The 12,388-nt window shown below is 62.4% G+C and carries 9 protein-coding genes; 1 reads left to right on the forward strand and 8 read right to left on the reverse strand.

What is annotated here, in order from left to right:
- Positions 1-72: 72 nt before the first annotated feature.
- From APH30_RS13375 to grpE, 8 genes are all read right to left on the reverse strand, one after another.
- Positions 73-513, reverse strand: coding sequence for an MFS transporter (locus tag APH30_RS13375; RefSeq protein ID WP_082416167.1), 441 nt, complete (start codon positions 511-513; stop codon positions 73-75).
- Entirely contained in the window at positions 491-973 is a 483-nt protein-coding gene (gene greA / locus APH30_RS13380; RefSeq protein WP_029885744.1) for a transcription elongation factor GreA, read from the reverse strand. Before greA ends, APH30_RS13375 begins: the two co-directional genes overlap by 23 nt.
- A complete protein-coding gene (gene carB, locus APH30_RS13385; RefSeq protein WP_029885745.1) occupies positions 970-4,191 on the reverse strand; it encodes a carbamoyl-phosphate synthase large subunit in 3,222 nt (1,073 codons plus the stop codon). The genes greA and carB overlap by 4 nt, the downstream gene beginning before the upstream one ends.
- Before the next feature lie 105 nt (positions 4,192-4,296).
- Entirely contained in the window at positions 4,297-5,433 is a 1,137-nt protein-coding gene (gene carA, locus APH30_RS13390) for a glutamine-hydrolyzing carbamoyl-phosphate synthase small subunit (RefSeq protein WP_003249935.1), read from the reverse strand.
- A 316-nt stretch (positions 5,434-5,749) separates the two neighbouring features.
- On the reverse strand, positions 5,750-6,553 hold the full coding sequence (dapB, locus tag APH30_RS13395; RefSeq protein WP_054912824.1) for a 4-hydroxy-tetrahydrodipicolinate reductase: 804 nt from the start codon (positions 6,551-6,553) through the stop codon (positions 5,750-5,752).
- A gap of 13 nt (positions 6,554-6,566) precedes the next feature.
- Entirely contained in the window at positions 6,567-7,691 is a 1,125-nt protein-coding gene (dnaJ, locus tag APH30_RS13400; protein WP_009685335.1) for a molecular chaperone DnaJ, read from the reverse strand.
- A 196-nt stretch (positions 7,692-7,887) separates the two neighbouring features.
- Entirely contained in the window at positions 7,888-9,813 is a 1,926-nt protein-coding gene (gene dnaK, locus APH30_RS13405) for a molecular chaperone DnaK (RefSeq protein WP_054912825.1), read from the reverse strand.
- A 101-nt stretch (positions 9,814-9,914) separates the two neighbouring features.
- On the reverse strand, positions 9,915-10,472 hold the full coding sequence (grpE, locus tag APH30_RS13410; protein WP_009685333.1) for a nucleotide exchange factor GrpE: 558 nt from the start codon (positions 10,470-10,472) through the stop codon (positions 9,915-9,917).
- Between the two features lie 192 nt (positions 10,473-10,664).
- On the opposite strand from grpE, the gene recN reads away from it, so the two are divergent.
- Positions 10,665-12,338, forward strand: coding sequence for a DNA repair protein RecN (gene recN, locus APH30_RS13415; RefSeq protein ID WP_054912826.1), 1,674 nt, complete (start codon positions 10,665-10,667; stop codon positions 12,336-12,338).
- Positions 12,339-12,388 lie beyond the last annotated feature (50 nt).

The following is a 12,388-nucleotide window of genomic DNA, read 5'->3' on the forward strand; positions in this document are numbered from 1 at the left end:
TGATATCTGGGGGCTGCTTCGCAGCCCATCGCGACACAAGGCCGCTCCTACAAAGGACTGCGGCAGTCTGGGCTAGCGCCGGACTTTGACCGGCACCGGCTGGGCCACCAGCACGATGCCGGAGAAGCCCAGCACCAGGAAGCAGAACATCTGCCAGCGCTCGCCAACGGAAATGCCGTAACGCAGGGTGTAGTACCCCACACACGCACCGAAGCCGAGCAACAGCATCTGGCCGCGAAACTGCCGCCACCAGGCCGCCAGGCCTTCCACCCTTGCCAGCACAGCCAGCTGGGCCAACAAGCCAAGCAACGCCACGCCGATCAACCAGCGGTCGATCTGCCCGGCGATGTCCTGCACCAGCAGCGGCGCCAGGCCACTGACCTTGAGCGCAGGCACCAGCCCCACATGGAACACCCACAGGCCACCGACCCAGAACACCTGGGCCAGTTGCCAGAGGATCCCCTCGAGGGATGGCGCCCGCAGGCGCCGGTCAGATGTGTTTGACTTCGACAATCTCGTACTCGACCGTACCGTTAGGCGTCTTGACGACAACGGTATCCCCTTCTTCCTTGCCAATGATGGCACGGGCAATCGGGGCGCTGTTCGACAGCTTGCCTTTCTTCACATCGGCTTCATCTTCGCCAACGATCTGATAGGTCACTTCTTCATCGGTTTCGGTGTTGGCCAGCACCACGGTGGTGCCGAAAATCACCTTGCCGGTGTGGGCGATGGTGGTGACGTCGATTACCACCGAGTTCTGCAGGCGGCCTTCGATATCGCGGATACGCGCCTCGACCATGCCCTGCTCTTCACGCGCGGCATGGTATTCGGCGTTTTCCTTGAGGTCGCCCAGCTCACGCGCTTCACCAATGGCTTGGCTCAGGCGCGGGCGCTCGGTCTTGCTCAGGAAGGTCAGCTCCTCTTCCAGGGCGCGAGCGCCCTGGACGGTCATCGGGTATTTGGTAATGCTCATGCTTTGAGTCCTGCATGCAGATCCTGCAGGCGACGAACAGTCTTCTCGGGACCGAATTTCAACGCCTCGCAGATGGCTTCACCAGCCGCAATGGTAGTGGTGCAGTAAATCTTGTGCTGCAGCGCATTGCGACGAATCGAGTAGGAGTCGGCGATCGACTGGCGGCCTTCGGTGGTGTTGATGATCAGCGACACTTCGTCGTTCTTGATCATGTCGACCACGTGCGGGCGGCCTTCGGTCACCTTGTTCACGCGGCGCACTTTCAGGCCAGCCGCCTCGATAACCTTGGCGGTGCCGGCAGTAGCAACCACTTCGAAGCCCAGGGCGATCAGGTCACGGGCAACGCCAGCCACTTGTGGCTTGTCGTCGTCACGCACGCTGATGAACGCGGTGCCGCCAGTAGGCAGCACTTCGCTGGCACCCATCTGGGCCTTGGCGAAGGCTTCACCGAAGCTGTCACCAACACCCATGACCTCACCGGTCGATTTCATCTCAGGGCCGAGGATCGGGTCAACCCCTGGGAACTTGGCGAACGGGAAGACGGCTTCCTTGACGCTGTAGAAGTTCGGGATGATTTCCTGGGTAAAGCCCAGCTCTTTCAGGGTTTTGCCAGCCATGACGCGGGCCGCGATCATGGCCAGGGAAGTGCCGATGCACTTGGACACGAACGGCACGGTACGCGATGCACGCGGGTTGACTTCGATCACGTAGATCTTGTCGCCCTGCAGGGCCAGCTGCACGTTCATCAGGCCGACCACGCCCAGCTCCAGGGCCATTTTCTTGACCTGTTCGCGCACTTCGTCCTGCACGCCCTTGCTCAGCGAGTAAGGTGGCAGCGAGCATGCCGAGTCACCGGAGTGAACGCCGGCCTGTTCGATGTGCTGCATGATCGCGCCGATGACCACGTCGGTACCGTCGCACACCGCATCCACGTCCATTTCGATGGCGCAGTTGAGGAAGTGGTCGAGCAGTACCGGGCTGTCGTTGGAAACCTGAACAGCCTCACGCAGGTAGCGCTTGAGCTCGTCCAGTTCGTAGACGATCTCCATCGCACGGCCACCCAGTACATAGGATGGGCGCACGACCAGCGGGTAGCCGATGCTGCCGGCGGCACGAATGGCCTCTTCTTCGCTGCGCACGGTCGCGTTTGGCGGCTGCAGCAGGTTCAGGCGCTGGACCATCTGCTGGAAGCGCTCGCGGTCTTCGGCGCGGTCGATGGCGTCCGGGCTGGTACCGATGATCGGCACACCGGCCTCTTCCAGGGCGCGCGCCAGTTTCAGCGGGGTCTGGCCGCCGTAGTGCACGATCACGCCTTTGGGCTTCTCGACGCGGCACACTTCCAGCACGTCTTCCAGGGTCAGTGGCTCGAAGTACAGGCGGTCGGAGGTGTCGTAGTCGGTGGAAACGGTTTCCGGGTTGCAGTTGACCATGATGGTCTCGTAACCGTCGTCACGCAGCGCCAGGGCCGCGTGTACGCAGCAGTAGTCGAACTCGATACCTTGGCCGATACGGTTCGGGCCACCGCCCAGGATCATGATCTTGTCACGGGTCGACGGGTTGGCCTCGCACTCTTCCTCGTAGGTGGAGTACAGGTAGGCGGTGTCGGTGGCGAACTCGGCGGCGCAGGTGTCGACGCGCTTGTACACCGGGAACACTTCGAGCTTGTGGCGGTGGCGGCGCAGGTTCTTGTCGGTAATACCCAACAGCTTGGCCAGGCGCTGGTCAGAGAAGCCCTTGCGCTTGAGGCGCAGCATGTAGTCCTTGTCGATGGCCGACAGGGCCAGGGTCTTGACCTTCTCTTCTTCTTTGATCAGGTCTTCCATCTGCACCAGGAACCACATGTCGATGCCGGTCAGATTGAAGATTTCTTCGCAGGTCATGCCCGAACGCATGGCGTCGGCGACATACCAGATACGCTCGGCACCCGGCACGGTCAGCTCGCGCTTGAGGATGCTGGCAGCTTCCGGGCTGGCCAGGTCGACTTTCGGGTCGAGGCCGCAAGCGCCGACTTCCAGGCCACGCAGGGCTTTCTGCAGGGACTCCTGGAAGGTACGGCCGATGGCCATGACTTCACCCACGGACTTCATCTGGGTGGTCAGCCGGGCGTCGGCCTTGGGGAATTTCTCGAAGGCGAAGCGCGGCAGCTTGGTGACCACGTAGTCGATCGACGGCTCGAAGGAGGCCGGGGTACGGCCGCCGGTGATGTCGTTCTGCAGCTCGTCGAGGGTGTAGCCGATGGCCAGCTTGGCGGCGATCTTGGCGATCGGGAAGCCGGTAGCCTTGGAGGCCAATGCCGAGGAACGCGAAACGCGCGGGTTCATCTCGATCACGACCATGCGGCCGGTGTTCGGGCAGATACCGAACTGCACGTTGGAACCGCCGGTTTCCACACCAATTTCACGCAGCACCGCCAGCGAGGCGTTGCGCATGATCTGGTATTCCTTGTCGGTCAGGGTCTGCGCCGGGGCAACCGTGATCGAGTCACCGGTGTGCACGCCCATCGGGTCGAAGTTCTCGATCGAGCAGACGATGATGCAGTTGTCCTTTTTGTCGCGGACCACTTCCATCTCATACTCTTTCCAACCGATCAGCGATTCGTCGATCAGCAGTTCCTTGGTTGGCGACAGGTCCAGGCCACGGGTGCAGATTTCTTCGAATTCTTCACGGTTGTAGGCAATACCGCCGCCAGTGCCGCCCATGGTGAACGACGGGCGGATGATGCAAGGGAAGCCCAGCTTCTCCAGCACCGCATTGGCCTCTTCCATGCTGTGGGCGATACCCGAACGCGGGCACTCCAGGCCGATGTCCTTCATGGCCTTGTCGAAGCGCGAGCGGTCTTCGGCCTTGTCGATGGTGTCGGCGTTGGCACCGATCATCTCTACGCCGAACTTTTCCAGAACGCCGTGGCGCTCCAGGTCCAGGGCGCAGTTCAGTGCAGTCTGGCCACCCATGGTCGGCAGCACGGCGTCTGGGCGCTCTTTCTCGATGATCTTGGCCACCGACTGCCACTTGATCGGCTCGATGTAGGTGGCGTCGGCCATGGCCGGGTCGGTCATGATGGTGGCTGGGTTGGAGTTCACCAGGATGACGCGGAAACCTTCCTCGCGCAGGGCTTTGCAAGCCTGGGCGCCGGAGTAGTCGAATTCACAGGCCTGGCCGATCACGATCGGGCCAGCGCCGAGAATCAGGATGCTTTTGATGTCTGTACGTTTTGGCATGGTGGTCACTCAAATCCGGGGTCAGTCGGCAAGCCGCTTTGAACAATCTGGGTCAGGCGCTGCCGGGCGCGGCGTGTGCCGGCCCGGGGCCTTGAAGCAGGATGCTCAGCGGCGCTTGGCCATGGCATCGGTGAAACGATCGAACAGTGGCGCGACGTCGGTCGGGCCTGGGCTCGCTTCAGGGTGGCCCTGGAAGCTGAACGCGCTCTTGTCGGTACGCTCGATACCCTGCAGGGTGCCGTCGAACAGCGACTTGTGGATGGCGCGGACATTGCCCGGCAGGGTGGCTTCGTCAACGGCAAAGCCGTGGTTCTGGCTGGTGATCATGACCACGCCGGTGTCCAGGTCTTGCACCGGGTGGTTGGCACCGTGGTGGCCATGGCCCATTTTCACGGTCTTGGCACCGGAGGCCAGCGCCAGCAACTGGTGGCCCAGGCAGATGCCGAATACCGGAATCTCGGTTTCGAGGATTTCCTTGATGGCCTGGATGGCGTAGTCGCACGGCTCGGGGTCGCCAGGGCCGTTGGACAGGAACACGCCGTCCGGGTTGAGCGCCAGCACTTCGCTGGCCGGGGTCTGGGCCGGCACCACGGTCACGCGGCAGCCACGGGCAACCAGCATGCGCAGGATGTTCAGCTTGACGCCGTAGTCGAAGGCCACCACGTGGTAGGGCAGGTCGGCCGCGTCGATGGTCGGGTGGCTGTCGGTTTTCAGCTCCCACACGCTGGAGCGCCACTCGTAGCGTTCCTTGGTGGAAACCACCTTGGCCAGGTCCATGCCCTTGAGGCCCGGGAAACCGCGGGCAGCGGCGATGGCCGCCTCTTCGCTGATGTTGTCACCCGCCAGGATGCAGCCGTTCTGGGCGCCCTTCTCACGCAGGATGCGGGTGAGGCGACGGGTGTCGATGCCGGCGATGGCAACCACATTGTTGGCCTTGAGGTACTCCGGCAGCGACTGGGTGTTGCGCCAGTTGCTGGCCAGCAGCGGCAGGTCACGGATGACCAGGCCGGCGGACCACACGCGGTTGGACTCGGCGTCTTCCGGGGTGGTACCGGTGTTGCCGATGTGCGGGTAGGTCAGGGTGACGATTTGCTGCGCGTAGGAAGGGTCTGTAAGGATTTCCTGGTAGCCGGTCATAGCGGTGTTGAATACCACCTCACCAACGGTCTGACCGTCGGCACCAATGGCTTCACCGCGAAAAATACTGCCGTCGGCAAGGGCGAGTATGGCTGGCTTTGTCAAGAAGACCTCCCGTAAATCAAGCATGAAAGGGCGATCGCAGGTTGCAAAAAAGCGGAGTGACGTATGGACACGTCACCCCGCTTTCATGTGCTGAATTCAATTCGCTGCGCGCTTTTAGTGGACACACTAAAGCTGTAGCTTACAGAAAAGTGCGTTTTCGGTCTACCGCATATGTGCCTCTAAAACACATCGATGCGACAGGCTGACTATTGTGTTGGCTTCTTCGCGGGCTTGCGCGCTCCCACAGGGCTTGGGCCTTGCACAAAACCTGTAGGAGCGGGCAAGCCCGCGAATAACCCAACACAGCCCTCACTGCTTAACGCAGATCAAGCACATCCTGCATGTCGTACAGGCCAGGCTCACGCCCGTCGAGCCACAGCGCTGCACGCACGGCGCCCTTGGCGAAGGTCATGCGGCTGGAGGCCTTGTGGGTGATCTCCAGGCGCTCGCCTTCTGCAGCGAACAGCACGGTGTGATCACCGACCACGTCGCCGGCACGTACGGTGGCAAAGCCGATCGTCTTGCGGTCGCGCGCGCCGGTCTGCCCTTCACGGCCATACACGGCCACTTCCTGCAGGTCGCGACCCAGCGCGCTGGCAACCACCTCACCCATGCGCAACGCCGTACCCGAAGGGGCATCTACCTTGTGGCGGTGGTGCGCCTCGATGATTTCGATATCCACATCATCGCCCAGCACGCGCGCCGCCATGTCGAGCAACTTCAGGCTCAGGTTGACGCCAACGCTGAAGTTGGCAGCGAACACGATTGGAATGTCCTTGCCCGCCTCGGCCAGCAACTGCTTTTCTTCGACGGTGAAACCGGTGGTACCGATGACCATGGCCTTGCCGTGCTTGCGGCAGAACGCCAGGTTCTTCAGGGTGACCGACGGGTGGGTGAAATCGATCAGCACGTCGAACTCGTCCACCACCTTGGCCAGGTCGTCGGACAGCAGCACACCAATGCGCCCCAGGGCCGCCAGTTCACCGGCATCGGCGCCGACCAGCGAGCTGTCGGGGCGGTCGACCGCCGCCGTCAGCCCGGCGCCGGGTTGCTGCTGCACGGCCTCGATGAGGGTCTTGCCCATACGCCCTGCCGCGCCCATCACTGCAATACGTCGCATAGCCTTTTCCTTGTCAGAGATCGCCGAAGAAGCGCTTCACGCCATCGAACCAGCCACTGGCCTTGGGCGAGTGCGAGCTGTCGCCTTCCAGCGAATCACGCAGCTCTTCGAGCAGTTCGCGCTGGCGGCGGCTGAGGTTGACCGGGGTTTCCACCGCCACACGGCACAGCAGGTCACCGGCACCACCACCGCGCACCGGCGCCACACCCTTGCCGCGCAAGCGGAACTGCTTGCCGGTCTGGGTGCCTTCCGGAATACGCAGCTTCACGCGGCCATCGAGGGTCGGCACTTCCAGCTCGCCGCCCAGGGCAGCATCGGTGTAGCTGATCGGTACTTCGCAGTACAGGTGCTTGCCGTCACGCTGGAAGATCTCGTGCTCACGCACACTGATCACCACATACAGGTCGCCGGTCGGGCCACCATGGGTGCCGGCCTCGCCTTCACCCGACAGGCGGATGCGGTCACCGGTATCGACACCGGCCGGCACCTTGACCGACAGGGTCTTGTATTCCTCGACGCGGCCTTCGCCGTGGCACGAGGTGCAAGGGTCGGTGATGATCTTGCCCTGGCCATGGCAACGCGGGCAGGTTTGCTGCACCGAGAAGAAGCCCTGCTGCATGCGGACCTGGCCGATGCCACCACAGGTAGGGCAGGTCGACGGGGTGGAGCCCTTCTTGGCGCCGGAGCCATCGCACGGCTGGCAGTTGACCAGGGTCGGCACACGGATGCTGACCGTAGTGCCGCGCACCGCTTCTTCCAGGTTCAGTTCCAGGGTGTAACGCAGGTCGCTGCCACGCTGGGCGCCACCGCGTCCGCCACCGCGGCCACCGCCGAAGAAGTCGCTGAACACATCGCCGAAGATGTCGGAGAAGTTGGCGCCACCGAAACCAGGGCCACCGCCACCCATGCTCGGGTCGACACCGGCATGGCCATACTGGTCGAACGCCGCGCGCTTGCTGGCATCAGACAGCACTTCGTAGGCCTCGTTGGCCTCTTTGAACTTGTCTTCGGACTCTTTATCGCCCGGGTTGCGGTCCGGGTGGTATTTCATCGCCAGACGGCGATAAGCCTTTTTGAGGTCTGCCTCGGTGGCGCCGCGCTCGACACCCAGAACCTCATAATAATCACGCTTGGACATAGGTCATTTGCACCTTGTTGGGCGTGTGGCATCTGCGCCACGCCATCAGCACCTGCGCTCGCCCACCGGGGCCGCTGACAGATGCTGTAAAAATTCTCGAATTCCAGATACGCCAACGCGGGAGCAAGCCCCCGCGCGGCGACATCCTACCAGTTCACCGACAAACCACGGTGAACTGGCCGACAACATGCAACGATTACTTCTTGTCGTCGCCTTTGACTTCTTCGAACTCGGCGTCAACCACGTCATCGTGCTTGGCTTCCGGCTCGGCCTGCTGCGCGCCACCCTGAGGCTGTTCGGCCGACTGCTCGGCGTACATCTTCTGGGCAACCGGGGCAGAGACCTTGGACAGCTCTTCGACCTTGGCGTCGATAGCGGCCTTGTCGTCGCCTTTGACAGCGGCTTCCAGGGCAACCACGGCAGCCTCGATGGCGGTTTTCTCTTCAGCGGTGACCTTGTCACCGGCGTCAGCGACCATCTTGCGGGTCGAGTGAACCAGCGCATCACCCTGGTTACGGGCAGCAGCCAGCTCTTCGAACTTGCGGTCTTCCTCGGCATTGGCCTCGGCGTCACGCACCATGCGCTCGATTTCTTCGTCCGACAGGCCGGAGTTGGCCTTGATCACGATCGACTGCGACTTGCCGGTGGCCTTGTCTTTGGCGCTGACGTGCAGGATGCCGTTGGCGTCGATGTCGAAGGTCACTTCGATTTGCGGCACACCGCGTGGCGCTGGCGGAATGTCGGCCAGGTCGAACTTGCCCAGCGACTTGTTCTGCGCAGCCTGCTTACGCTCACCCTGCAGCACGTGAATGGTCACAGCGCCCTGGTTGTCGTCGGCAGTCGAGAACACCTGCGACTTCTTGGTCGGGATGGTGGTGTTCTTCTCGATCAGCGAAGTCATCACGCCGCCCATGGTTTCGATACCCAGGGTCAGCGGGCTGACGTCCAGCAGCAGCACGTCTTTCACGTCACCTGCCAGTACCGCGCCCTGAATGGCAGCACCCATGGCCACGGCTTCGTCCGGGTTGACGTCCTTGCGGGCTTCTTTACCGAAGAAGTCAGCAACGGCCTTCTGCACCAGCGGCATACGGGTCTGGCCACCGACCAGGATCACGTCGTCGATCTTGCTGGCGTCGATGCCGGCGTCTTTCAGCGCTACGCGGCATGGCTCGATGGTACGGGTAACCAGGTCTTCGACCAGCGACTCCAGCTTGGCGCGGGAGATTTTCACGTTCAGGTGCTTCGGACCGGTGGCATCTGCAGTGATGTACGGCAGGTTGACGTCGGTCGACTGAGCGGACGACAGCTCGATCTTGGCTTTTTCAGCAGCTTCTTTCAGACGCTGCAGGGCCAGTGGATCGTTCTTCAGGTCCATGCCCGACTCTTTCTTGAACTCGTCGACGAGGTAGTCGATCAGGCGCATGTCGAAGTCTTCGCCACCCAGGAAGGTGTCGCCGTTGGTAGCCAGTACTTCGAACTGGTGCTCGCCGTCGACTTCGGCAATTTCAATGACCGACACGTCGAAGGTACCACCACCCAGGTCATAGACGATGACGGTGTGGTCGCCCTTGGCCTTGTCCATGCCGTAGGCCAGTGCAGCGGCAGTCGGCTCGTTGATGATACGTTTTACGTCCAGGCCCGCGATGCGGCCGGCGTCTTTGGTAGCCTGGCGCTGGCTGTCGTTGAAGTAGGCCGGCACGGTGATTACCGCTTCGGTCACGGCCTCGCCGAGGTAGTCTTCGGCGGTTTTCTTCATTTTCTTCAGCACTTCAGCGCTGATTTGCGGCGGTGCCATGTCTTTGCCGCCCGCTTGTACCCAAGCGTCGCCATTGTTGGCCTTGACGATTTTGTAGGGCACCAGCTTGATGTCTTTCTGCACGACGTCTTCTTCGAAGCGGCGGCCGATCAGGCGCTTCACGGCGAACAGGGTGTTGTGCGGGTTGGTGACGGCCTGGCGCTTGGCCGACTGGCCAACCAGGATTTCGCCATCGTTGGCGTAGGCCACGATCGAAGGGGTAGTACGCGCACCCTCGGCGTTTTCGATGACTTTGACGTTACCGTTTTCCAGAATAGAGACGCACGAGTTGGTGGTCCCCAGGTCGATACCGATGATCTTGCCCATGTTAACTCTCCCGAAACTTGAATTTGGTAGCAGCGACTAATTTGGCCAACTGCGGTAATACTTGAAGGCTTGACACCTAGATGGGGATGCCCCGACGGATTTCAAGCCTTTTCATTGATCGAGGGTTGCGCCGCGCTCGGCGCCTTGCTGACCACCACCATGGCGGGGCGCAGCAGGCGGCCGTTGAGCAGGTAACCCTTCTGGAACACGTTCAACACGCTGTTAGGCTCTACGTCAGCGCTTTCCTGCATGGCCATGGCCTGGTGGTGCTCAGGGTTGAACGGCTGGCCATGCGGGTCGACCGCTTCGAGGTTGTAGCGCTTGAGGGTGTCCTGGAACATTTTCAGGGTCAGCTCCACGCCTTCGCGGATCTGCTTGACGTTTTCATCCTCGGCGCTGGAGTGGGCCAGGGCCAGCTCCAGGCTGTCGATCACCGGCAGCAGGTCGCTGGAGAACTTCTCCAGGGCGAACTTGTGGGCTTTCTCGACATCCTGCTCGGCGCGGCGGCGCACGTTCTGCAAGTCGGCCACGGCGCGCAGCGATTGGTCCTTGGCGGCGGCCAGCTGTTCCTCGAGTTCCAGAACACGGGCATCCGCAGTGGCTTGGGCACCGGTTTCTTCAACATTAAGGTCTTTTTCGTTCAGCTGTTCGTCAGCCATGGGGTCTCTCCTGCGCAATTTTGTGGACTGCGAGCCAGGCTCGCCTTGGTTGTCGGCTATATGGGGCCGGAAAAACCAGCTTCAAGGGGCAAGTGGCTTTCCAGGCACAAACAGAATCCGCCAAGAGGCATTGGCAGGCCTGAAAAAAGTACTGTATAAATAACCAGACCTGACTTTTCGGGAGCCGCCCCCATGCTGGTGCACCTGTCCATTCACAACTACGCCATCGTCGAACACCTCGACCTCGAAATCGCCCGCGGCATGTCCGTCATCACGGGCGAGACCGGCGCTGGCAAATCGATCATGCTCGACGCCCTCGGCCTGGCCCTGGGCGACCGGGCCGACAGCGGTGTGGTACGCCCTGGCACCGACAAGGCCGATATCCTGGCCACCTTCGACCTGGTGGACATCCCCGAAGCGCACACCTGGCTGGCCGAGCGCGACATGGACAGCGACGGCCTGTGCATTTTGCGCCGCGTCATCACCGCCGAAGGGCGCAGCCGGGGCTACATCAACGGCACCCCGTGCCCGCTCGGCGACCTCAAGGCCCTGGGCGAACTGCTGATCGACATCCACAGCCAGCATGAGCACCAGTCGCTGCTGAAAACCGACACCCACCGCCGCCTGCTAGACGAGTACGCCGGTGCTGTCGACCTGGCCCGCCAGGTGCAACTGGCCGCCAAACGCTGGCAGCAAACCCGCCAGGAACTGGAGCGCCTGTCCAACTCCGGTGACGAGCAGCGCGCCCGCCATCAACTGCTCAGCTACCAGCTGGAAGAGCTGGACAACCTTGCCCTCGGCGAGCACGAGCTGGAACAGCTGGAGCAGGAACACAAGAACCTGACCAGCGCCGAAGCCCTGTTCGGTATCTGCCGCCAGGTCATCGACCAGTGCAGCGAAAGCGATTCGGGCAATGTGCTCAGCGCCCTCACCGCCAGCCTCAACCGCCTGGGCGCCGCCACCCAGTCGCCCAAGGCGCTGACCGAGGCGGCCAACCTGATCGCCAGCGCGCAGATCCAGGTTGAAGAAGCGGTGGGTGAGCTCAACCGCTTCCTGGACAACTTCGATGCCGACCCGATGCGCCTGCAGGCACTGGAGGAGCGCCTCGACACCATCTATACCCTGGCGCGCAAACACCGTGTGCACCCGACCGAGCTGCCCCACCTGCAGCAGCAACTGATGGAAGAGCTGGAAGGCCTGAACGCCAGCGATGAATCGATTGAACAGCTGGGCGAAGAGCTGGCTGCGTATGCCCAGCACTATAAAGAGCGGGCCAGCGAACTCAGCGCCCTGCGCCGGCAGGCCGCCCAGCAGTTGGCGGTGGCGGTGGAACAGGAAATCCAGCGGCTGGGCATGCCTGGCGGGCGCTTCCGTATCGAGCTGACCCCGCACGAGGGTACGGAACTCTCGCCGCATGGCCTGGAGCAGATCGAGCTGCTGGTCAGCGCCAACCCGGGGCAACCCCTCAAGGGCCTGGCCAAGGTTGCGTCAGGTGGCGAACTGTCGCGTATCAGCCTGGCGATCCAGGTGATCACGGCACAGACCTCGCGCATTCCCACGCTGGTATTCGACGAAGTGGATGTGGGCATCGGCGGGCCCACCGCAGAAATCGTCGGCCAGCTGCTGCGCCGGCTAGGTGAGCGCGGCCAGGTGCTGACCGTGACCCACCTGCCACAGGTGGCAGCACAGGGGCACCACCACCTGTTCGTGCACAAGGTACGCAACAGCGACACCACCCACACCGCCGTGGCCAGCCTGGGCAAGCGCGAGCGCGTGGAAGAAGTCGCGCGCATGCTGGGCGGCATCGACCTGACCAAGGAATCCCTGGCGCATGCGCGCAAGATGGTGGTCACCAGCAAGGCTTAATGCCGCCATACAAGCCCGGCGCGCGCCTTGTTAGGAGCGGCCTTGTGTCG

Origin of the sequence: Pseudomonas sp. NBRC 111127, assembly GCF_001320345.1 — a bacterium.
GTDB classification, from domain to species: Bacteria; Pseudomonadota; Gammaproteobacteria; order Pseudomonadales; family Pseudomonadaceae; genus Aquipseudomonas; species Aquipseudomonas juntendi.